Origin of the sequence: Methylocella silvestris (assembly GCF_002891535.1) — a bacterium.
GTDB classification, from domain to species: Bacteria; Pseudomonadota; Alphaproteobacteria; order Rhizobiales; family Beijerinckiaceae; genus Methylocapsa; species Methylocapsa silvestris_A.
On the sequence record NZ_PDZR01000002.1, the window covers coordinates 16050 to 38947 of the forward strand.

The 22898-nt window shown below is 66.4% G+C and carries 12 protein-coding genes; 3 read left to right on the top strand and 9 right to left on the bottom strand.

Features of this window, described 5'->3' with window-relative positions; genetic code table 11:
• Nucleotides 1-13: 13 nt before the first annotated feature.
• The 3 genes from CR492_RS03630 to CR492_RS03640 are packed head-to-tail and all read right to left on the bottom strand — an operon-like array spanning nucleotide 14 to nucleotide 13774.
• Nucleotides 14-2461, bottom strand: coding sequence for a transglycosylase domain-containing protein (locus CR492_RS03630; protein ID WP_102842387.1), 2448 nt, complete (start codon nucleotides 2459-2461; stop codon nucleotides 14-16).
• Entirely contained in the window at nucleotides 2421-8207 is a 5787-nt protein-coding gene (locus CR492_RS03635) for an alpha-2-macroglobulin family protein (protein ID WP_102842388.1), read from the bottom strand. Before CR492_RS03635 ends, CR492_RS03630 begins: the two co-directional genes overlap by 41 nt.
• Nucleotides 8208-8230: 23 nt before the next feature.
• The gene (locus CR492_RS03640; RefSeq protein WP_146030160.1) at nucleotides 8231-13774 is read right to left on the bottom strand and encodes a hypothetical protein; all 5544 of its coding nucleotides are present in this window, start codon (nucleotides 13772-13774) and stop codon (nucleotides 8231-8233) included.
• Between the two features lie 125 nt (nucleotides 13775-13899).
• Between CR492_RS03640 and CR492_RS03645 the strand changes: the two genes are divergently transcribed.
• Complete coding sequence (locus tag CR492_RS03645; protein ID WP_245411947.1) at nucleotides 13900-14847, top strand: PPK2 family polyphosphate kinase; 948 nt, start codon at nucleotides 13900-13902, stop codon at nucleotides 14845-14847.
• Between the two features lie 149 nt (nucleotides 14848-14996).
• On the top strand, nucleotides 14997-15536 hold the full coding sequence (locus CR492_RS03650) for a hypothetical protein (RefSeq protein ID WP_102842390.1): 540 nt from the start codon (nucleotides 14997-14999) through the stop codon (nucleotides 15534-15536).
• Here the strand turns inward: CR492_RS03650 and CR492_RS21045 are convergent.
• The 5 genes from CR492_RS21045 to CR492_RS03670 all read right to left on the bottom strand — a co-directional run bounded on the left by CR492_RS21045 (nucleotide 15533) and on the right by CR492_RS03670 (nucleotide 20393).
• On the bottom strand, nucleotides 15533-16156 hold the full coding sequence (locus CR492_RS21045; protein ID WP_245411948.1) for a nucleotidyltransferase family protein: 624 nt from the start codon (nucleotides 16154-16156) through the stop codon (nucleotides 15533-15535). The two genes, CR492_RS03650 and CR492_RS21045, sit on opposite strands and share 4 nt — an antisense overlap.
• 7 nt (nucleotides 16157-16163) lie before the next feature.
• Complete coding sequence (locus CR492_RS21050; RefSeq protein WP_245411949.1) at nucleotides 16164-17177, bottom strand: molybdopterin-binding protein; 1014 nt, start codon at nucleotides 17175-17177, stop codon at nucleotides 16164-16166.
• Nucleotides 17174-18196 carry an XdhC family protein gene (locus tag CR492_RS03660; RefSeq protein ID WP_102842391.1) on the bottom strand — a complete coding sequence of 341 codons (1023 nt, stop codon included), beginning with the start codon at nucleotides 18194-18196 and terminating at the stop codon, nucleotides 17174-17176. The genes CR492_RS21050 and CR492_RS03660 overlap by 4 nt, the downstream gene beginning before the upstream one ends.
• A gap of 104 nt (nucleotides 18197-18300) precedes the next feature.
• Nucleotides 18301-19431, bottom strand: coding sequence for an FUSC family protein (locus CR492_RS03665; protein WP_180982408.1), 1131 nt, complete (start codon nucleotides 19429-19431; stop codon nucleotides 18301-18303).
• Nucleotides 19428-20393 (bottom strand): HlyD family secretion protein, encoded by a 966-nt coding sequence (locus CR492_RS03670; protein WP_102842393.1) that lies wholly within the window; start codon nucleotides 20391-20393, stop codon nucleotides 19428-19430. Before CR492_RS03670 ends, CR492_RS03665 begins: the two co-directional genes overlap by 4 nt.
• Nucleotides 20394-20511: 118 nt before the next feature.
• On the opposite strand from CR492_RS03670, the gene CR492_RS03675 reads away from it, so the two are divergent.
• Nucleotides 20512-21393, top strand: a complete 882-nt coding sequence (locus tag CR492_RS03675; protein ID WP_102842394.1) for an alpha/beta hydrolase — start codon at nucleotides 20512-20514, stop codon at nucleotides 21391-21393.
• Between the two features lie 25 nt (nucleotides 21394-21418).
• On the opposite strand, the gene CR492_RS03680 is transcribed toward CR492_RS03675, so the two are convergent.
• Nucleotides 21419-22864 carry a glycosyltransferase family 4 protein gene (locus CR492_RS03680; RefSeq protein ID WP_180982409.1) on the bottom strand — a complete coding sequence of 482 codons (1446 nt, stop codon included), beginning with the start codon at nucleotides 22862-22864 and terminating at the stop codon, nucleotides 21419-21421.
• Nucleotides 22865-22898 lie beyond the last annotated feature (34 nt).

The window sequence follows — 22898 nt, forward strand, 5'->3', positions numbered from 1 at the left end:
CCCCCTGCCCTGTTCATTCAACTGTGATGCGCACGATTTTCGAGGCGCCCGGCCGCAGCGGCAAGCGCAGTTGAAACTGGTGCGCGCCCTTCTGCAGCGGCCAGTTGAGCGGCGCGTCGGGGTCGGCGAGGGCGAAGGGGGCGCCGTCGACATACCACACCACTTGCGGCGTCTTCGGCTCGACCAGCGCTTTCAGGGATATACGCGAGAGACCCGCGGGCGCGTCGGGATTGCGCCAGACGCGGATATCGTTTTCGGGCGAGACGATCGAAAGCCGGATGTTGTCCCGCGCCGTTTCCACGGAAGCGCCTTCTTCGCTTGTCACGCGATAGCCCTCCGCGATGGCCCAGGCCCTTTGCCGCGCCGGAATCGGCGCCTCGGCTTCCTCCACGGGTATTTCGTCCGGCCGCAGCCATTCGGTCAAGGTCTGGCCACACCCCTTCGCCGAGGACGCGCGCATGGCGCCAAACAGGCACAGTTCGACGGGGACGCGGCCCTGCGGCGGCGGAAAGCTGAGATCCTCGAGATCGCCGGGCCTTGCCTTGTGCAGATCGACCAGGATCGCCCGCGCCAGCCGCGCCGCCGAATTGGAGCCGGTGAGCCGCGTCATCGTTCCGGCGTCGGGCCGCCCGAGCCAGACGCCGACGATATAATCGCGCGTGAAGGCGAGGGTCACCGCATCGCGATATCCCTGCGACGTGCCGGTCTTGACTGCCGTCGGAAAGGGATATTCGAGCGGGCCGTAGCGCGGAAAGCTCGGCAGCCGCGCCATAGGATCCGACAGAAACGACGTCACCAGCCGCGCCGCGTCGGCGGACATCACCCGGACGGAGGGCGGGCGCGCGCCATCGTGGAGCCAAACGAGTTCGCTGAGCATCCCGTCATCAGCGAGCGCGCCATAGGCTCGCACCATTCGCTCCAGCGTCGTCGGCAGCGCGCCAAGCGCCATGGCCACGCCAAAGCTGTCGGCCGGCGCCGAAACCTCGGCGAGGCCAAGCTTGCGCAGGAAGCGCAGCGCCTCGTCGAGGCCGACGCCGCGCAGGAGATTGATCGCCGGCACATTGCGGGAATTGGCAAGCGCCTGGCGCGGCAGCATTGGCCCGAGGAAATGCCCGTCGGCATTGCTGACGCCCGAGGCCCCCTCGGGCAGATCGGCGAGGACGCCGCCCGGCCGCGCCACGCCGCGATCGAGCGCCAAAGCATAGATGAAGGGTTTTAGCGCGCTCCCCGGGGAGCGCGGCGCGCGGGTAAAATCCACCGCGCCGGCGCGCTTGTCGGCGTAGTCGCTGGAGCCGAGCGCAGCGACGACCGCGCCGCTGCCCCGCTCGACGACCAAAGCCGCAACCTGGCCCGCGCCGGCGCCGCGCCAGACGTTGAGAGAGCGCCGCGCCAAAGCCGTCAGCCGTCGCTGCGCGTCGAGGTCGATGCTGGTTTTGATGCGAGGATCATCGCCGTCGCGCAGGGGCCGAAGCCGCATGCGATTTTCATAGCGCAGCACCAGATGCAGCGCCTCCGGGCGGCGCGGCGGCGGCTGCGCCGACAGCGCCCTCAGCTGATTTTGCGCCAAGGAAAGTTCAGCTCCGTCGATGACTTTCTGGCGCGCCAATTCGGCCAGGGCGCGGGCGCCGCGCCTCTTTGCCTGAAACAGGCCAGACGGCCGCAGCGGATTGAGCCGCGTCGGCGATTGCGGCAGGCCCGAAAGCAACGCGATCTCGGCGAAACTCAGATCCTCGGCGGGCTTGTCGAAGTAGAAGCGCGCCGCATGGGCGATTCCATGGCTTCCGTTGCCATAGGGCGCGAGGCGCAAATAATGCGAAAGCAGCGCCTCGCGGCCGTAACGCCAGGTCAGCACGACGGCGGTGACAGCCTCCTCGATCTTGGCCTTGAGGCTGCGCGGCTGCGGGTGCTGCATGCGCGCGATCTGCATGGCGAGCGTCGAGGCCCCTGCCCGGCCACCGGAGCGCAAGCGGCGCCACGCGGCGCCCGCAACCGCAATGGGATCGACGCCGGGATGAGCGTGAAAGCGGCGATCCTCCAGAGCCAGCGTCGCGCGAACGATACGCTCGGGCGGATTTTTCAGCGGCCAATAGCCGTAGTCGAGCAGACGCGCCCCGGCTTTGCCACATGAAGCGGGATGAGGAAAAGTGGATGCCGGTTTTCCGCCCGCATCCCGCTCCAGACACTCGAATCGATCGCGTCTCATGGTTTTGGATTGATTCAATCCAAAACCATCGCGATCTATGCGCGGCGCGCCGATCTGCGCGATGAAACTTCCGCGCCGATCATAGAGCATCGGCGTCGGCGGCGGCGATGTGAGATGGGCGCGCTGATCGACGACGATCGCAAAACGCACGCCGAGCGCCGCCAGCGCAATGCCGCAGGCAAGCGCCAGGGACCGCCGCCAGTTCGGCGCGCGCGCTCTATCTGGCGATAATGATTCGCCGTCCGGCGCTCGAGCCATGGACCCCTGCCTGATACATCGTCTCAGTCTCGCCGGGCGGCTGCGTAAAGCTCCCCTCGATCATCGCCTTGGCGCGGAAAGCGAAGCGGTAGTTTCCTTTCGGCAGAAAATCATAGGCATAAAATACCTGATCGTCATCGAATGCGGTCCAGGTTGGCAGCAGCGTCGGAGCAAAGCTTGGCGAGGCCTCGCGCGGCGCCGTCGCGAGATTGGGATTGAGCGGGTCGAAGCCGGCCGCAAGCGGGATGGTGATTGCAACATGCGTGCGATCCTGCGGGCTGACAACCTCGACCGCCTCCTCGATCACATCGCCGCTTTGGAGGTGAAGCGCGCCGTCGGGGCCGGGCTCCAACAGCAGCGGCGGCGCGCCCTCCGTGATCTTGTAGGTCTTGCGTGAGACGACAAAACCCTGCGCGCTCGCCTGCGCCAGGTAGCCCGGCTCCGCCTGCAGATAGGAAACATTTGAAAGCGCCACGATCGGCGCGGCGCCCGCATTGGCGATACGGACTTCGCCGGCGCCGTTTACGCCAAGCCGGGCAAGGGGGACGCCGGCGCTGAGGCTCGCCTGCTCCGTCTTGCCGTCCTGCGTCACGCTGACATCGGTTTGCGCGGAAGTCTTCCGCCAGATCGAGGCCAGCGCGCGCATGGCGGCAGAGTTGGCGTTGGTGTCGCCCCAGCCGTCGCCGGCGCCAAGACGCAGCAAGCCGTCGCGCAGCACATTCGAGCGCGGATCCTGCGGCGCGACGAGCGCCGCCGCGCGGGTCATCTCGGCGAGGCCGCGCGTTTCGGAGGGCAGGACTTCCGGATCGCCATCATCAGCCGCTTGCCCGGCATAAACCTCTTTACCGTTGCGATTGAGGAATTTTACGCGGGTCCACATGTCTTCAAGAAGAACGCCGGCGATCTGCTTGCCGTCGCCGGGCAGCTGCATGGCGACCTGCGTCATCAGCGCCACCGAGACATTGGGCATCGCAGCGGCGCGCCGGCTGAGCTCGGCCGCATAGGCCTGATCGAGCCGTCCGCCATCGGCGAGCGCCGTCAGCGCCTCGACGCGCTCGCGCAATTCCTCGCCGGTGCGAAGCCGCGAATAGTCGGAGCGCAGCGACTGTTTCAAGACTGCGGCAAGGCGCTCGCTCAGCGCTTTGTCGACGGGTTCGCCCGCGCGTTGCGCCGCGACGAGAAAGCCATAGGCCCAGGCGGTGAGGGAAACGCTTCCGCGCGCTCGCGGCCAGAAGGCGACGAGGCCGTCGGCGTCGACGCTCTGCGAGATCGCGATGATGGTATTATGAACGTCATTCTTCAGCCGGTCGCCAAGATCGGAAGCGGCAAGCACCGCTTCGAAGGGTTTTAGCGCGAGCGCCGCGGAGGCGAGCGAGATACGCTGCTCGGTGCAGCCGTAAGGATATTCGACGAGATAGTTTAGGCCGGCGACAAGCCGGACGATCGCGGGATCGGAGGCGACATCGAGACTGCGCCGCAGCGATCCGGGACGCAGCTTCGCCGCGATGGCGGGAAGCGTCAGCGCGCCGCCTGCAGCAATGTCGAGCATCTTGCGCTCGCGCGTCACCGGCCTGTCAGGTCTGATGGGCAGCTCGATCTCCACGGCGTCGCGCGCCTGATCGGCGTCGCGCTTCAGGGTGAAGCGCAGGCGCGCGCTGCCGCCCGACGGCGGAACAACGACAGGAAAATCGAGTCGCGCCGGATGGTTTGGCTCGAAAGTGAAATTGCGTTCGCCGGACCCTTGCAGCGTGAGCCCGTCGACAGAAAGACTGGCGCGGCCGGAGCCCGCCGGCCCTTCCACCACGCGGCCCAGAAAAGCTGCCGAGAAGGCGTCGCCGTTGCGCAGAAAGCGCGGCAGCGCCGGCTGCGCGACGAGATCCTGCCGGATCAGCATTTCGCCCGTGGCAAAGCCGAACCGCTCCGGCCCGCTGATCGCCTTGGCGCGCAGTTTGAAGATGGTCAGGGAATCCGGCAGCTTGACCTTGATTTTGACCATCCCGCTCGGACCGACGATGACTTTCGGCAGATAGATCGGGACGGGCGTGAAATTCTTGCGCACCGACACATTGTTGTCTGAGCCCCATTCGTCGAGGCCGGCGTCTCCGCCCGGCGCCTCATCAAGGGGGATCAACCCGAACGCCATGTTGCGCGTGTCGCGCGCAGCCATCGTCGTCGGCCGGTCGACGATGAAATTCGGCAGCGGATCGAGCGGACGCTCCTTGGCGAGCGAAAGCACCGCCTGATCCACCATCCAGAAGGTCGCCTCGCCGGCGACCGGCTTTCCGAGATCGTCGGAAAGTTTCAGCGCGATCTCGATCTCCTGGCCCGGCCGCGCCTTCTGCGGATAGTCGAGCGCGACGGTCACGATATTCTTGACCGGCGTCACCGTGATCCATTTCGTCGCAGCGATGGTCACGGGCTTGCCCTGATCGAACGGCGCCGAGGCGTCGGCGCCTCCGTCCGGCAGCCGCCCGCGCATGATCAGGAAATGCACCGCAAGCCTCGGCAGATCGGGTGTCGCGACAGCGACCTCGAAACGTCCGAAACCATTCGTGATATTGACCCACTCATAGCGGAAGCGGCCGCCCGGATCCTCGACGATCGCCAGAGCGCGCGCGTTCTGGAACGGGCTTTGTATGATGAGGCTCGCCGTCTCGCCGGGCGCATAGGCCTCCTTGTCGGCGGCGACCTCGGCGGTCTGCGATGGCGCGCGCGCGAATGTCGCGGGGCTATCGCCGCCGACGAAGAAATCAACCGCGATCTTTTGCCTTCGCCCGCTGCGGTCGGAAGCCTCGAGCTCGACGAGATAGACTCCCGCCGCGCGCGCCTCGAAGCCAAGCTTCTGCGCCTCCTTGCCGCTCGTGATCTGTTTCTCGCTCACTGTCTCGTCGACGATTTCGGTTACATATTTCGCCGCGCCCTGGCTGAAGTCGCTCGCCTGCAGGGTCGAGCTCCAATTGCGCCGGACGAGGCGCGCTGTCATCGCGACGCCCTCGATCGGCGCGCCCTTGGCGTCGACGGCGAGGATTTCGGCGTCGATCGGCCCCGGCTGCTTCTGGTAGCGCGGGGTTTTGACGCCGAGCACGAAAGGCGGCAAAGCCGCGACCGAGACGATGTTGCGCACCTCGGACTGATCGTCGCCGGCGACGGTGGCCTCGATCTGATAGCGGCGCGGCTGCGCCGTCGGCTCGATCGACGGATCGAAGGTGATTTTCGCCGCCCCGGCGCTGTCTGTCGTCCCCTCGCGTTCGAGCACGGGCGTCGATTTGAACTTGCCGTCGCCCGAAAAACGCGCGTCGGTCGAAAAGAACCAGCCCTCGCGCCCGGGCGGCGTCCAGGCATAAGGGAACTGGCTGGCGCGCCATTTGATCGGCCGGTCGGCGACGAGGCCGCCGGCGAAATAGCGCGCCAGAAGCTCCACGGAAAACGCGCCGTCGAGCGCTGCGGTCTGCGGCGCGTTGAGCAGCACCTCGAAGGTCGGCAGGCGATAAGCCTCTTTCTTGAAGGGCGTTTCGCCGCAGGAGACCGGCCCCTCGTTCTCCGCTTGAGTTGCGTTCTCGTCCGGTTGCTCGGCGCCCTCGTCCAGCGCGCCTTCGGCAACCTCGCGATCGGGCTCGAAGGCCACCGAATAATCGCCCGTCGCCGGCGTCGCCGCGTCGAATTTGCGGTAGACATTCCCGGTCTCATCGATCGTCGCCGGCAGACGCCATTCCTGCCCGCCGGGGCCTTTGACGAGCAGCGTCCCCGTCCCCTTCGCATAGCTCAGCGCGCCGCCGAGATAGCGCCTGACATAGCCCTTGATCTGAACCGGCTCTTCCGGCCGGTAAATTGGCCGCTCGGTGAAAAGATGGCAGAGCGTGCGGGGCGCCTCTGCGCGGTCGGTCTGCGGATCGACCGTCCAGGCGAGCCAGGCCTCATCGGGCTTCGTCCAGTTCTCGCCCGCATATTCAGCCGGGCCATGCGCGGGATCGAGCGCCAGCACATCAAGGCCCTTGGCGACCGTGATGCGCTTGATCGTCGCCTTGGCGGGCTCGCCGACGCCCCATGTAAAGGCGCCTTCGGCGTCGGTGCGGCCGGCGACGAGGGTCTCATATTTATCCTCGCGCAGCCCTTCCAGTTTGACCTCGGCGCCCTCGACCGGCTTTGCGGTCGACAGCGAAGTAACGACGAAGCGGACGCGGCCCGTTTCCTCCACGGTGGTCAGCGTCAGGTCGGTGACCTGCACGCGCATAAAACTGCGCGTGTCAGCGCCGATCGGGCGCATCCCGACAAGATAGGCGCCGGCTTCGCCAGCGCCCTTGATCCGGTCGAAGAAGGGTTTCAGATCGAGCCCGAATTTGCCGCCCGCGCCCTGCCGCCCGATCGGCAGCGCCGCGAGTTCGGAGACGGCCGGGGAGCCGAGCGCCTTGATCCTTTGCGCGATCGCGCCGCCGTCGGCATCCTCATCCTTGCTCCACCGCTCCGGCGCATTGCCCGGCAGCGGCGGCTCTTTCGAATCGTCGGTATCGACGCCCTCCGCAGGAAATGGCCAGAAATCGCGCGAGAGCGGATCAATAGCGTAGATGCGCAGGTCGACCTTGTCGAAGCCCGCCCCGCGCATCGGGATCAACTGCGGGCCGAAGCGTTCGACGATCCCCTGCCGGACGTCGAAGGCAAGGCTGGCGCGCGCCGGCGCAAAGGCGAAGCGCTGCAGGAAAGGCGCGCCCGCGAGCTGACGCTTGCGGTCGTCGGAGAGACTGCCCGGCGCTAGGATCAGCTCATAAATCGTGTCGGCCAGAAATTTTCCGGAGATTTTGAGACGCGCGCCGTCCGGCTCAACAGCGAGGCGCTCGACCGGCGGCGAGATGCGCAGCGCGTCTCGCGCTTTTGCGATGTCGAGCGGCTCGGGCGTCGCGCTGAAGCCGAGCGAAAGGCTCCGCACGCGCGGCTCGTCCTCACCGCCCGCGGGCGCGCAGTGGAGCAGCCGGTCGCGACTTGCGCTCTCAAGCCCCTCGCCGCAAGAGGCGCCGGTGACGGCAAAGGGTGTGGCGCTTTGCAGGCGCAGCGCGAAGGAAGGCTCGTCAAGACCTGGCTCGTTGGAGAGTTTTAGCCGCAGGATGACGACGCGCCCGTCGGGAACCGCGTTCTTCAACCGGACAAGATAGGACCGGCCGGCGTCTTTCTTGGCTCCCTCAAGCGGCAGAATCGTAAAATCCTGCGCGGTGAGAAATTGCCCGTCGCCGCCGGCAAGGCCCGGCGCGGGGCGCAATTCGATCGACGTCAGCCGGCTCAAGGCGGCGAGATCGACAGGACCAGCGAAGGTCATGACAACATGATCGAGCTCGGCGATCGGCTCCGACTCGGCGGCGGGACTCGTGGTGATGGGCTCTGGCAACAGCGGGATCAGGCGCGTGGCGGCGCCCTCGGCCTCGAAAACGACCGGTTCGAGCGGGCGCCAGGCAGCTGAAGGCCGAAATTGCAGCGCGCGCGGGCCGAGCCATTGCCACGCGCCGGGAATGTCGGGCGTCATCTTGACGAATTGCGCCGGCGCGTCCTCCGGGCCGCCGCCCTGCGGCCCGGCGTCGCTTCTGAAAAACAGCGTTACAGGATCCCAGCTGCGCAGAAACCGCTCGGGCACGATCCGCGCGCCGTCCGCCCGTTCGAGAATGTCGAATTGCGGCGCGCCATCGGCCCGTACCGGATGCGGAGCAAATGACAAGCAAACGGCGGCGAGGAGCATAGCGCAGGCGAGCGCCAGATGTTTCATGGAAGCGTTCCTTGCGAACCTCGTCATGGCGCGCGGCTCGGTTTTAATCCGACAAGTTCCAGATAATGCTGCGCCACATCCGGCGGTGGTCCGTCCGAGGGCGGGGTCAGGCCGACAAGCGCCGGCCGCACCGTCAGCGTTGCGCCGTCAGCCGGCGCGCGCGCCTCGATGATGTAGCGGCCAGGCTGCAAGCGCTGGAGCTGCGCGACGCCCTCGCCGAGGCTGCGGCCGGACTCATCGAGCAGCCGCACGCGCGCGCTGTCGGGGTTGGAGCGGACGCCGACGCCGATGGTCGCCGCGCGCGGCAGATCGAAGGCAAACAGCGCTGCGTCGCCCGGGCCGAGCGTTTGCGCCGCGCCGACGCCTTCGTTGATCGGAATCAACGGATCGAGGGCGAGGGAGAGCGCGCCGGACAGCGGCCCGTCATGCGGCGAATAGATATTGAGTTCGGCGTCGCCCGCCGGCGCATAGGCGCGGAACTCGGCGCCGGCCGGAAACAGGGTCGGTTCGCCCAAAACGCCATTGCTCGAAAGGGCGAGAATGACCGGCGCGTCGGAGCGCGCGACGAGAAGCCCCGGCGCCGCAACGGCAAAGCGCAGCTTCATCGCCGCGCCGCCAAGTGCAACGCGCTGCGGCGGCGCAACGCTCTGCGGCTCGGTGCGCGGCCAGGGCGATTGATCGGCGTTTTCAACCCAGGCGGCGAGGAGGCCAGCGTCGTGGTCGAGGATCGCTGCGCCCGGACCCGGCAGGATCAACGAGCCGCCGCGCAGAACAGCGCCGGCGTCGCCGACGAAAGTAGTGTGGGCGCCTGCTGTGACAAGACGATCTCCCGCGGCGGCCTCGACGCGTAGCGCGGACGATCCCGCCGCGCCGAAGAAGCGCTTCATGATTGCGCCGGCGGCGAGCGGCTTGTCGTTCGGGGCGGGCGCCGATGCGAAGGACGCCGGCGCCGGCGCGGAGCCGATGTTGAACAAAAGAATGCGGGTCCAGGCGCCGGTGAGCCGGCGCGACAGCGCGCTGTCGCCGCCAAAGATCGTCGCCGGCGCAAAGCCTCCGTTCAGCACGGCGCCAGCGCCCGGCCCGAGATTGATCTCGATCTCCTTGCCGCCGGCGGGCAGCGCGACCATCTGCACGACGCCAACGGGAAGCGTCGCGGCAAAGCGGTCCGTCTCGGCGGCCATCGGCTGCGCCATGAGATCGAAGGCTTTGAGGCTGACGCGCAAGGCGCCGTCGTCGCCGGCGTTCCAGACGCGAAGCGCCTCGCCGCCGTTGAGCGCGAGCGCCTCACCGACCGGACCGGTCGACAAAACGCCCATGCCCTTCCCAGCCGAAAGCCCCGGCTGGCCGAAGCTCGAGCGGGCGCGCCAGACGCGCAGGCTCCCCTCGCCGGCCTTGGGCTGGGTCAGGGTCGCAACATCGCCAGCCGCCAGATCAAGCTCGATTTCGCGAAGGTTCGACGGCAAGGGCGCGACGGCAAGCGCTCCCGCGCCGCCGCGCTTGATAAACCACAATCGCTCCGACTGCGGCGCAAGCACGCCGTCGCCAGCCTCCGTCAGCACGCGTCCCGGCGCTGAGCCCTGCCGCAGGCCATCCGGAGCGTCGCCGAGGCGGACGAGGCTTTTTGCCGGGGCGCCCACCGCCGCAACCAGTACGGGCGGCGACATGCCTTCGATGGCGAGCGGCCGCAATTCCGGCGCGCGAAGACTTTCACGCGGATCGACGGCCCGCGCCGCGACGGCCATGGAGGCTTCGCCATCAAGCGGCCAGAGGGTGACGCGGAGCGGACGGTTTTCGTCGCCATCCGAGGGAATGGCGACGACAGGCGCGCGGCCGCGATCCTGCCCCAGCACGCGCCAGGCGCCGGCAGTCTCCTGCCGTTCCAGCGACAGTGCGCTATCGGAAGACGATTCGACAGCTACGACGAGCAGCGCGCCGGCGGCGACCGCAGGAAGCGCCATTTGCCGCGCGCCAGCGCCTTTAAAGCGCTGCACGCCCTCAAGATCGAGGTCAGGTCCTTTCATGGTTTCCGGCAGGGAGACGCGCAGTTCGACGGCGTTTCTGGCGGGCCGCGTGGCCTCAATCGGCTGTTCTTCGGCAGCCGCATCTCCTGTCGCTTCATTCTGATCGTCGGAGGAAGCGCTGTCTCCATCGGTGGCGTCTTCCGTGGACTCCTCGTTTGCAGAGTCGGCCTCGGGCTCGCCGCTGTATTCACGCGAAGCTGCGCCGCCGTCCATCGCCGCAAGTTCGAGCCGATAGGCGCCGGCGGGCAGGCGGCGCGCGAAGCCGAGATTCCAATCGTCCACGCTGCCCGCGAGCCGTTCGATCGTTCGCCCTTCCGCATCCTTGAGGACGCCGGTCAGCTCCTTTGCGCCAAAGCTCGTCAGATTGACGATATGCTCCGCGGCCAGTCTGAAGGGCACGGTCGCCGGCAGATTGACGCTGCGCGGCGCGCCGGGCTGAAGCTCGACTGAGGTCAGGGTCAGCGTGTAATCGAGCCGATCGTTGCGCCCGATCGCGCGAGCCTCGACGACATAGTCGCCCGCCGCAAGCTCACCGGCGAAACCATGCGAGGCCGAAAGGCGCGCCAACGGCGTCCCGTCAGCGCCGGATTTCATCAACTCCGCGCTCATGCCGTCGCTGACGCCGAGCGTGATTTGCGCCGGACCGGCAAGCGCGAAGGTCCATCGGTCGGGCTCGCGCGGCGCGGCGGAATCCGCCGGCTCGCGCCATTGCAATTTGGCCGGCGCCTCGAAGGCGAGCGGATGCGGCCCATGGCCCATGAGCGACTCGGGTTCGCGCGCATCGCGCAGCCGCGCGACGACGCGGGCGTCGCTTTCGACCGGCGGCACGACCAGCCGATAGCGTCCTTTATCGAGAGATTGGCGCAGCTGCGTCATCGGCCCAGGCGGCGTCAGCGGCCAGCCTTCGGCGTCTTCGAGACGGGCCGAAAAATCCTCGCCCAGCGAATAAAGGTCGAGTTGGTAGGGCGCGGCTTGCGGCGCGACGACATCGAACAGAGCGCCGGCGCCATTGCCCAGCGCCGCTTTGGCGCTTTGTTCGGGAGCCAAAGTACCGGCATCGTTCAGCACGGCGCGCCTTGCGACGACGCCGAGCCGTCCTTCCGAGCCGAGAGCCTTTATGGCAATCCGGTAGCGGCCGGCGCGCAAATAGATCTGCAATAAAGCGTTGTGGCCAGCGCCATTGTCGGAGGCGCTGTCGATCGACGGTTTGAACGAAGTTCCGATCGCAGCCGAGGTCTTGAGCCGCCCGAGGGTCTCGATGCGATAAAGGCCGCCCTCCACGACGTCGAGATTGAATTCGCGGGTTTCTTCGCGCGCGAGATCAAGAAAGCGCGGTTCGCCCGGCGCCAGAATAAGTAAAGCGGATGCGGGCGGGATCGCCGGGACGGCGGCGAGCGGCGCGGCCTTCGACCATGCGACGATCACGCGCCGGTCGTGGTCAGCCGGCGCAATCGCCGCGACGAGCGTACGGCCGTTGTTGTCAGCGACCTCGTTCAGGAAGGTCACGGCGATAGGCTTGCCGGCAACGTCGACCGCCGTAATCATTCCGCCTGCCGGCGCGCGCAGCGGAACGAGCAGGGCTCCAGGCGCCGCCTCGGCCTGCGCTTTCGGCGGCGCGGATTTGGCCACAGGTTTGGCCAAGGGTTTGGTTTCTGCTTTTTGCGCGGGCTTCGGCGCCGCCTGGCCCGCCGCCGCGGGCGTTTTTTTGTCCGGCGACTTCGGTGGCGCGAGGGGCTGAGGCTGCGGCGGACGGGGCGGCGGCAGCGGCGCAGCCGGCGCTGTCTCGGACGACGCAGGGCGCGGCTGTTCGAGCTGCGCCGCCTTTTGCTCGATGACCAGCGGCGCGGCGGAAAGGTCGGCGGGAAGTCTTCGCGCGACCGGGCCGAGCACGAGGCTCGGGGCGCTATTGGCGAAGATCTGGAAGTAGGCTCCCTTGTCAATCTCACGCAGGCCGAAGTCGATCGAATTGCGTTTCGGCAAGATCGCAACAGGCGGCGTGAGGCCGGGCTGGCCGAAAGTGAGGTCGATCACGCCGGCAGCGTCACGAATGGGCTCGAGCTTTAAAATGTAGTAGCCGGCCTCGACGTCCCAGGCTCGCAGCGAGGCGCCGTCGGCGCGCGGCGCGTTAACGCCGAGCAAAGGCTCAAGGGTCGCCGTCACCCCGGGCCCCTGCGTGCGCAGCGCCACAGGGCCGGAGCCGGTCATCTCGAAAATGAGACTTGTGGGGCCGCGGAGATTGAAGCGGCTGCGCCAAGCCTCGCCGGGCGCGACGCGTAGTGCTTTTGAGACGACAACCGCGCCTTTGCCTTTGGCGAAGCGCGCCAGCAGCACGGTCGCGGGCGCCTCGTCGCCGCCCTCCCCCGCGACGTCGACCGAAATCAGATGCGGCCCCGTCCCGTCGATCTTTAAATTGTCGGCGGGTTCCAGAGCGCGCAGCGCAAAGCGCTGGCCTTCAAATCCGGTCACTTCGGCGATGGCCGGCTCATTGCCCTGCAGAGGCGCGACGACGGATGCCAGCGGCTCGCGGCTGGTTTTGAGGATTGCAGCCGTCTGCGGCGCGGCGGCGGCCCGCGTGACGCTGAGCCGAGCCGGAGCCGATTCGGGCAGTTCGAGCCGGACATCAGTCGCAGGCGGCGGGATCTTGAACCGCGCCGAGCCCGACGCATCGATCACGCCCTCGAACCACCCCCCGGCAAGACTGCGCGGCGGACCGGCCCGCACATGAAGCGGGTTGTCTGTCGAGAGGTCCGCCCAGACGGCTGGCGGACCACCATAGGCTGTGGCGAGATAGAGACCCGGCTCGACGTCGCCCTCGAGCCTTATTCGCGTGACCGGATGGCCGGGCTGCGGCTCCGCCTGCACGACGATCGGGGGAAGATCGACAAGATCGGCGCCATTGCGCCAGAGTCGCAGATCCTTCAGAGCGCGCCCGGCCGCCTCGACCGATATGCGATTCCCGCCGCTGACAAGGATCCAGAAGGAGCGCTGCTCAAGATCGCTGAGCGTCGCGCTGATCGCGCCATTGCGCAATAGCTCGCCGGACACGGGAGCCGCCGCGCGAAAGGGGGTGAGGATGAGTTTGGCTTCGCCATCGGCGCCCTTCGCGCCGAAGCTGCGTAGTTTGTAGACGCCGCGATCGAGGAGAACATCGAGGCGGCCATCGTCCGCGCCGGCTTTTCCGGCGATCGCGCCGGGTCCGGTCATCATGTCGACGAGTTGCAGTGCGACGCCCGAGCCGCTCTGCGCGCGCAGGGAAAACCGTCCGGGCGTCTCGACCGTGAGCAGAACAGAATCGTCGGTTGCGGCCGATACGCTGGCGCGGGAGAGGCTGCCGGCGGGGTCGGCCGGTCCCGGGGGCAAAGCGCTCGCTGCGCGCCCCGCGCAGAGCGGGCTGCTCTCGCCCGGGCCGCCGCACTCCGCCGCACGCGCAATGGTGGCGCCGGAGTGGATCGACAACAGCGCCGCGAGCGTCAGCAGCAACGCCGAAATGAGTTGGCGGCTACGCCGGAAAGACCACGCTGCGCAGCCAGAATATACAAATCTCACCGGCGCGATTCCCGCTCTTGACCCCGCGACGGCGACATCTGCGCACGGAGCGGGCCGCCGGGATAGACGCATTTGAACAAATTTTTTGCGCCCGCGGCAGATCATCGACCGGCTCGATCACGTCGATGAAAAATAATATCGTGACCGATTGCAAAAGTTTGGAGCATGATCCCAGTCCGAAAAGTCTGCGGCTTTTCGCGTCATCGCCTGAAGCGCCAGAGGCCGAGATGGACTATCGCAAGCTGTTTTTCGTTGATCCGGGCCGACGCTTTCAGCTGAAGGACCAGGATCCCGACGCCTCACCGGGCCTTGACTCCAAGGCGGAGGGCGAAGCGGCCCTTGCTGCTGCCGGCGAACAGCTGACCCATCTGCAGCGCCTGCTCTACGCCGAGAAGAAGCACGGCCTGCTGATCGTGCTTCAGGGGATGGACGCGGCCGGAAAGGATGGCTCGATCAGGCGCGCCTTCACTGCGTTTCATCCGCTCGGCGTCATCGCCACGAGCTTCAAAGTCCCGACCCTTGAGGAAGCCGACCATGATTTTCTATGGCGCGTGCATCCCCACGCGCCTCGTCTCGGATCGATCGCCATCTTCAACCGCTCGCATTACGAGGATTTTCTGGTCAACCGGGCGCATCGGCGGCTCGATGACAAGGCCGCAGCTCTGCGCCTCGAGCAGATCCGCGATTTCGAGACCCTGCTGGCGCAAAACGGCGTCGTGATCCTCAAGTTCTTTCTCCACATCAGCAAGGAGGAACAGCTTGCCCGCTTCAAGAAACGTCTGCGCGATCCCGAAAGCAATTGGAAGATCGAAGAATCGGACTACACCGAACGCGTGTATTGGGACGCCTATATGAGCGCCTATGAGGAGGCGATGGCCGCAACCAGCCTTCCCGGCGCGCCCTGGTATGTGATTCCGGCCGACCGCAAATGGTTTCGCGACGTCGCGCTGATGCAGATCACGCTCGATGCGCTCAAGGCTCTGGATATGAAATTTCCAAAGCCCACGGTCGATCTTGCCGACATTGAACGCAGGTATCATACGGCGATGCTTGAACAAGAGAACAAAAGCTGAGGATGACGCCGAAAGGCTTTTGGATCAGGAGGGCGCGCTGCGGATCGAAAACCCCGACGCAGCGCGGGCGTTGCCAGCGGATTGCCGTAACCCTTTCGGTCAAATAACGTGGGTCCCTCCGATTGCAATTGGCGCGAAGGGGGCGGGATTTGAGACGGGCGCTGTATCTGATCTCTGGAATTGCGGGAGCGCTTGCCGCGCAGGAGCCTGCCGCGGCGCGCTCGCCCAATAGTCTGCCGCTGGAGCTTCGGCGCTATATCGTCGAGCTGAACAACTCCTGCAAGGAAGCCGGCGGCGCGCCGGGAAAATCGTCGAATCTTGTGAAATTCGTCGATCTGACCGGAGACGCCGTGATCGATTATGTTGTCGACGTCAGCGCCTATGAATGCGGCGGCGCCGCTTCCGCGCTCTCGGCCGGTCAAAGCGGCTCCGCGGCAGCGGTCTTTGTCGGCGGCCCGAACAACACCGCCGTCAAAGTCTATGACAACACTGTCTATGGCGTGAATGTAGACGAAAGCGGTCCGAAGCCGCGACTCTATGTTGACGTCGCAGCGCTTGACTGCGGGCAAAAGAATGCGGCGAAACTGCCCTTCAGCAGTTGGAAATTCTGTTCGCGGCCACTCGACTGGAACGCCGCCAAAAACACATTCGTTTTCGCGCCGCTCGCCGAAGCGCGGCCTGTTCGCTAAATCCGTGCGGCGACGCGCTCCAGCGCGTCCCGCGTATCGATGTCGATGAGGGAAAAATCGTCCTCGACCGGGCACTCGATCAGACGGTCGCCCGCGGCCTCGATCAGCGCCCTCGCGCCGCGATCACCCTCCAGCAGGGAGAGCGCCGGAAACAGCTCGCGGCCGATCAGCGCCGGATTTCCACGCGCGCCGTCGCGTAACGGGACAGCGGCCAGCGGCGGCTTGAGCGAAGCGCCGGACCTCACTTCAAAAGCGCCGATCAGGCGGTCGATCAGCGCCGCTGAAACGAGCGGCATATCGCCCAACAGGATAAGCGCTCCGGCGGCGCTGGCGGGAACGGCGGCGAGCCCCTGCTTCAGCGAGCTTGCAAGCCCCGTAGCATAGGCTGGATTATGCGCGAACATGAGCGGCAAACCCTGCAACGCCGCCTCGACCGCCTCGCTTTGATGGCCGGTGACGACGATGACCGGCCGCGCGCGCGAGGCAAGCGCAGCCTCAGCGACGCGGCGCACGAGAGGCCGGCCGTGGAGCCGGGCGACAAGCTTCGTTTCGACCTGATCGTTTTGCGAAAAACGGCGCGATCGGCCTGCCGCTAATATGATGGCCGCAACTTCAATCATGGCGCATTCAATCCTGGGCGGGCCGGCGCGGCTGCGGCCGCGTTTTGATTTCGCTGAGCAGGCCGCCAACGCCCATGCGCCTGATGTCGGCGGCGCCGACGTCAAGACCGGCGAGCATCCGGTGCAGGACCATGTCGAAGCCGTTCTCCTTCGGCGAGCGCGCGCAGCCTGGCGCGCCGATCACCGGCTTTTGCGGAAAGCCCGGCAGCGCGCCGATGAGGAGCAGATTTCCCGGATCGACCGGCATGCCGAAATGCGAGACGAGGCCGCCGCAGACCTCGATCGCCGCCGGAATGACGTCGCGCCGGTCGGCGATAGCGCTGGCGCCGAAGATGATGATGAGATCGCAGGCGGGCGCGACGCGCTTCAGCGCCCGCGCCAGCGCGGCAGTCTCATGCTGCGCCCGTTCCTCGACGGCAAGGCGTGCGCCTGTCCCGTCAAGACGCGCTTCGAGCGTCCGCAGCGTCTTATCGACGATGGAGGGTTTCAACCCGGGCAGAAGCGTCGAGACGACGCCGATCCGTAGCGGAAGAAAAGGTGCGATGCGCAGCGGTTTTTCGCCCGCCCCCGACATCGCGCGCTCGAGCGTCGCCTTTGGAAGCGCGAAAGGAATGATCTTCACCGTCGCCGCCGTCTCGCCCGCCGCGATGCGGCTCATGGGGCAAAGCGTCGCCACGGTCACGCTTTCATCGACGGCGTTAATCCGATCGATCGCAGCAGCGTCGACAAGCAGCACGCCGCTGCGGCCAGCGATCAGATTGCAGCGTCCGGTAAAGGCCTTCTCCAAGTCGAGATGCGCACCGGCCAGAAAGGCGGCGACGGTGTGCGCCGCCGGGTTCTCTTCGACGTCACCGTCTTCCGCGATCGCCACGACAATCTCCGCGACCCCCGCCTCGCGCAGCGCGACGACATGTCCCGCGCCGATGCGCTCGCCTTTCCGGAGGCTGAGGCCCGGCCGGCTGATCGCGTGGGCGAGCACGCCGCCCTGCGCCTCGTCGATGGCGACCGGGCCAAATCTCATGCGGCCTTTCCGGACGAGCCGGACCTTTGCTCGCGACGCAGATCCTCGATGATCTCGCCAAGGATGGCGACAGCGATTTCGGCGGGGCTTTTTGCGCCGATGTCGAGGCCGATCGGCGCATGGATGCGGGCGAGCGCGCTCTCGCAGAAACCGTCGGCGCGCAGCCGCTCCAGCCGCCGCGCATGGGTTTTGCGCGATCCAAGCGCGCCAATGTAAAAGCAATCCGAGCTGAGCGCGCCGCGGGCCGCTTCGTCGTCGATGCGCGGCTCATGGGTCAGCAGCGCGACCGCCGTGGCGGCGTCGAGCGCGAGGGCCTTCAGCGCCTCGGCCGGCCAATCCGCAACAAGACGCGCGCCGGAAAAGCGCGCGCTGCTCGCAAAACCCGTGCGCGGATCAACGATAATCGTCTCGAACCCCGCGACCGTCGCCATTGGAGCCAGCGCCTGCGAGATATGGACGGCGCCGATGGCGATGATGCGCGGCGACGGCGTGAAAACAGAAAGAAACGTCGGCTCTTCGCGCCCGGCGACAAGCCCGCTCGCACGCGCCGCAAATCGCGCCCCAAGCTCGGCCGCCAGCGCATCGCCGGCGAGTGCGCCCGCCGCAGCCACACGCTCCGTCCCGGAGCTGAGGCCGCTCACCAGAGCGCAGCTTTTCCGCGATGCGCGGGCGCGGTTGATTTCGGCGATGATGGCGGGCGCGAGGGGGCGCAAGAAGACGCTGATGCGGCCGCCGCAGGAGAGCCCGACCTTCCAGGCTGTCTCGTCCGCGACGCCGAATTCGAGCAAGCGACAATGGCCTAAGCCGATCGCCTCCTGCGCCTGCGCGATGACCTCGCCTTCGACGCAGCCGCCGGACACCGAGCCTAGAAATTCTCCGGCCGCGTCGATGATCAGGTGGCTGCCCGGCGGACGCGGCGCCGAGCCCCAGGTCTCGACCACGGTGGCGATGGCGACAGCGCGGCCCTGCCGGGTCCAGCGTTCCGCCTCAAGAAGAATGTCCTCGTCCGACGCCAGCATCGAAAATTCTCCGCCTCCGGGGCAAATGCCATTTTGGAATATGGGGCCGGCGGGTGGCTTTGCCAGCGAATGACTTTCATAATGATAGTCCGTCGCGACAAAGTCTAATCGACGGCGAGGCGCGGGGGCGTCGTCTCGGGAACCAGGATCTCGAAGACGATCGACACCAAAAGCAGAATGACGAGACCGAAACTGACGCCGCCGAGGCGCTCGACGGCCGGCCAGATGCTGGTCGGCGGCCCAAACCCCTGCACCAACGTCATGATGAAAACAATGGCTCCCTGCGTGCCGACATAGCCGATCTTGCGCGGGGTGGCCTGAAGGTGGCAGCCGATCCAGACGCCGCCCATCAGCGTTGCGAGCCAAACGACGAAATTGGTTAGCGGCGCGGCGAGGCAGACAAGCGCAATGACCCCGCCCAAAAAGCAGCCGAGCAGGCGGTGGAGCGCGCGGCGGACCATCATCAGGCCGGGGTCAGGCGTCGCGGCCGACGGCGCCGGCACGGCCATCACGGCGCTGATCGTAATCGCCATCTGCGCAAGGCTTGGCAGTTCGGCATAGCTCCAGACAATCGGAATGAGCATGACGGTGAACGCCGCGCGAAGCGCGTGCAGCCGCGCCATGGTTTGAGGGTCATCGAGAAAGCCAGCCCATCCGGCGGCGGAAAGCGTTGCGCCGCCGTCCTTTGGCGAAAAGAGAGCCGCAATCAGCAGCGCCGAGCCGACCCCGATGGCGACCTCCATGATGCGATAGATAGAAAAATAGAATGTGTTCTGCGGCGAGGACAGCGCCAGGAGGATAATAAAGTTGAATGTGATCGAGCCGAGCAGCCAGGCATAGGCGTGTGCGCTGAGCTGAAAGCCGAGCGTGCCGATGAGGGTCGACATAAAAAGGAACAGACAACAGGCGACCCAATCATAGGCGAGCCAGGACACAAGCATGAGTGCGACGAGGGCGCCGACGATGGTGCCAATCATGCGCAACACGCCTTTTGTCAGGGACGCCGGCAGGCTCGCCTGACTACACATAAAGGCGCTGATCGCCGCCCACCATACGTCGTCGACGTGCATGGCGAGCGCGACGATCGTCGCCACGCCGACGGACAGAGCAGAAGCAGCGCAAAATCGCGCGCGCGGACCTGAGAGGCTCGCTTCCTTGAGATCGGCGGCGAGCTCGCTGAAGATCGAACTTAAGGCCTCGCCCTCGGCTCTGATCGCGTCGCCGATTCCACTCACGGAAAAATCACCACGCGGGCGTCGGCGCCCATGTAGAGCGTCTCCGGCGGATCGACGAGCGTCAGGGTGACGGGAAAGCGCCTTTGCAGGCGGATCCAGTCCGTCGTCGGCGCAACATAAGGCATCAGCTTCTGCGCCCCCTCTTCGCGGCTGATGCCGCGCGCAATGCTTTTTATGCGCGCGCGATGAAAGCGCCAGGGCTCCGAATCGAGCCACACCCAAGCGTTCGCGCCAAGTGTGAAATTACGAATATAATCCTGCTTGTAGTTGGCGATGATCCTCCATCCCGTGGCGGCGACGATGCCGATCAAAGGATCGTTCACTGTTCCCGTGTCGCCGACGCGCACCGTGAGATTGTTGATGGCGCCGTCGAGCGGAGCGACGATCTTTGTGCGATCGAGCCGCCATTGCGCGATCGCCAGATCCGCCTCGGCCTTGCGTAGCGAGGCCTGATGCATCGCAGCGGTGGAAAGCGTTGCGGCGGCGTCGGATTGCGCCGACGCCACGCTTGCCTCGGCTCGGCTCAAGGCGTCATTGGCCCTGTCCACCGCCGCCTGCGAAACGTCTTCCGCGCTCATCAGCGTCGATGCGCGCTGTTGCGTCAGCCGCGCGAGGGCCAGCGCCGATGTTGCGCTTGCGACGGCGTCATTCGCCGCGGCGATGCGGTCCTTGTCGATCTCGACCTGCGCCCGCGCCTCTTGGGCCAGCGCCTGCCGCTGCCCGAAGTCGAGCTTGAAAGGAACGGGATCGATTTCAACGAGGAGATCGCCCGTCTTCACCGTCTGATTGTCGACGATATGGACGGCGACGATGCGGCCGGTGATCTCGGGAGCCACCGCGACGAGGTCCGATCGCACGAAAGCGTCGGCCGTATAGGCGACATAGCTCGTGACGACCTCATAAGCGAGGAAAACGGCCGCGACAACGCCGACGATCAGAGCGAATCGAATCCATCGCTTCACGAAACGTTTCGCCTCCAGGCCGAGCGTCAGATCGCCTGCCGCTGCAGCTCAGTTTATGGCATGATCGCGCCAAAGCGAAAGGGCCGCGTGAGATGCGGCCGCCGCTTCGGGAGGCGACATGTCCGATTTTGAGATTGACGCGGTGCGCGCCCTGCTCGGCTCGAAGCCGCGACCGGTCGGTTTCGCTGAGCGCCGCGAGCGGATCGAGGCCGTCGCCGGGCATCCGGCCGCCGCAGACATCGCGCTTGAAACGGAAGTTTTAAATGGCGTCCCGCTCGAATGGTCCCTCGCGCCAACGAGCGATCCCTCGCGCGCGCTCTTGTTTTTCCACGGCGGCGGCTATTGCTCCGGCTCGATCAAGAGCCACCGGGGCATGGTGACAGAGGCCGGACGCGCGGCCGGGGCGGGCACGCTTGCGGTCGGCTACCGGCTCGCGCCCGAACATCCGTTTCCGGCCGCACTCGATGACGCAAGGTCCGCCTACGCGCTGTTGCTTGATCGCGGATTTGCGCCCTCGCGCATCGCCGTCGGCGGCGACAGCGCGGGCGGCGGACTGTCGCTCGCCCTGATGATCGCCCTCCGCGACGAGCGAAAGGCCCTGCCCGCCTGCGTCTGGCTCATCTCGCCCTGGGTCGATCTCGAGATGACTGGCGCGAGCATGGAGACAAAAGCCGCGATCGATCCGCTGATTCACAAGGCCTATCTCGAAGAGCTGGCCGAGGCCTATCTGGCCGGCGCCGATCCGCGCAATCCGCTGATCTCGCCGCTCAACGCCGATCTGAGCGGCCTGCCGCCGATCCTGACGCAGGTCGGCTCAGCGGAAACCTTGCTTGACGACGCGGTGCGCATCACGGGAAAGGCCGGCGCGGCCGATGTCGCCGCAATCCTCGAAATCTGGCCCGACATGATCCACGCCTGGCCGCTCTGGGCCGATCGGGTCGGCGCCGGGCGCCGCGCCCTTGCAGCGGCCGGAGCCTTTATGAGATCGAAATTCGCGTAACTTCGGGACGCGCCGCGAGGTCGTCTCACGCCGCCCTGGCGGCAAAGCTTTCTTCGCTTTCCCGCAACAGCAGCGGATCGCTCATCGGCCGCCGCTCGGCGATGAGCGCTTCGATTTCGGCCGCAAACTCCGACCATGTGCGCAAGGGAGCTGCCTCGATCCTGCATTGAAATACAGCGCGCTGATCGGCGTCGAGAAGGCGCCGGATCGCGCTTTTCATGTCGTCGATATGATGCGGCGAGAAGGCGGAGCAAAGATTGCGCGCCACGGGGCCGATCGATTGCGCGTTCGACGCCGCGCATGGCTTGCCGAACCAGAAGCTTTCGCCGACCGGCAGGCCCCATCCCTCGAAGAGGCTCGGGAAGACGGTGAAGCTGCAGGAGGCGTAGAGCCAGCGCAATTCATCATCGCTCGGCGTCTCGATAAAGCCGATCGGTCCGTCCGGCTCGAGCGCGTCGATCCGGTTCAAGGTCGCCTGCGCCTTCCAGCCGCGCCGCCCGGCGATGACGAGCTTGGGCATATCGCCGCCACGCTCGGCCGCAAGCTCCTCCCAGGCGGTCATCAGGAGAAAATGATTCTTGCGAATCTCGATTGTGCCGACGCAAAGCGCGAACCCCTGCATGGAGAGCGCGGCGAGACGCGGCGGGGGAGGACCCGCAATTTCATTGCGCGGCGACCCTGGAAACTCATCAGCGAGCGGCGTAACCGTGGACGAAATGCGGCCGCCCCAGCCGTCAATGCGCCGGCGCGCCCGCTTGAGCTCGCTGCGCGTCTGTTCGGTCGTCACCACAAAATGGGCGGGAAGGCTCAGCATTTCGCGATATTCGCGCGCGAAATCATGGCCCGTGAATGAGGGCATCGACAAGGGAATGAGATCGTGAAACAGGACGACGAGATTGGCGCCTTTGGCGGCGGCGTCCTTGCACAGATTGACGATCTCCAGGTTAAGCCAGAATGCGCCGCCGATTAACAGCGCATCCTGCGGCCGCAGGTCCGGCGCCTCGGCGAAGGACTCGATATTGAGATTACGGCGGCGCCGGCGGAGCGCCAGCCGCGCTCCTTTGGCGTTCCAGCCGATGTCGCAGAAAGTCTCTTTTAGCAGAGCGAAGATCTGGTCGACGTCGCCATCGGCGGCAACGATCAGCGGGCCAAGATCACGCCATTTGTTGCGATGCCAGCCGAGCGCTTGCGCCATCGGATTGCGGGCGAGAAGGGCGCGGGCGATCTCAAGCTGCACGCGGGGAATGCCGGCGCAGGCGTCATGCCAGACCGCATGGCAGACCACATCGGTGAGATCGATGATGACGCGTGGCGGCGCGTCTTTGTCGCGAGCGCGCTCCCGCTGCGCCGGCGCAGCTTTACGACGCCTCACCCAATTTGGCAGGATTTTGCGCAGAAAACCGGATGGCGCGCGCGCCGGACGCAACGCGTCGCCGGCCTCGGCGGGATTTTTCACGGATTCAGCGAACATGGGCATGTCCTTGCAAAAAGGCGATCGACGGCGC

What these genes read in the sequence shown, in the direction of transcription:
- CR492_RS03635 (WP_102842388.1), bottom strand. Translation starts at nt 8,207, where the DNA reads ATGAAACATCTGGCGCTCGCCTGCGCTATGCTCCTCGCCGCCGTTTGC.
- CR492_RS21050 (WP_245411949.1), bottom strand. Translation starts at nt 17,177, where the DNA reads ATGAGATTTGGCCCGGTCGCCATCGACGAGGCGCAGGGCGGCGTGCTC.
- CR492_RS03645 (WP_245411947.1), top strand. Translation starts at nt 13,900, where the DNA reads ATGAAAAATAATATCGTGACCGATTGCAAAAGTTTGGAGCATGATCCC.
- CR492_RS03630 (WP_102842387.1), bottom strand. Translation starts at nt 2,461, where the DNA reads ATGGCTCGAGCGCCGGACGGCGAATCATTATCGCCAGATAGAGCGCGC.
- CR492_RS21045 (WP_245411948.1), bottom strand. Translation starts at nt 16,156, where the DNA reads ATGATTGAAGTTGCGGCCATCATATTAGCGGCAGGCCGATCGCGCCGT.
- CR492_RS03660 (WP_102842391.1), bottom strand. Translation starts at nt 18,196, where the DNA reads ATGCTGGCGTCGGACGAGGACATTCTTCTTGAGGCGGAACGCTGGACC.
- CR492_RS03680 (WP_180982409.1), bottom strand. Translation starts at nt 22,864, where the DNA reads ATGTTCGCTGAATCCGTGAAAAATCCCGCCGAGGCCGGCGACGCGTTG.
- CR492_RS03675 (WP_102842394.1), top strand. Translation starts at nt 20,512, where the DNA reads ATGTCCGATTTTGAGATTGACGCGGTGCGCGCCCTGCTCGGCTCGAAG.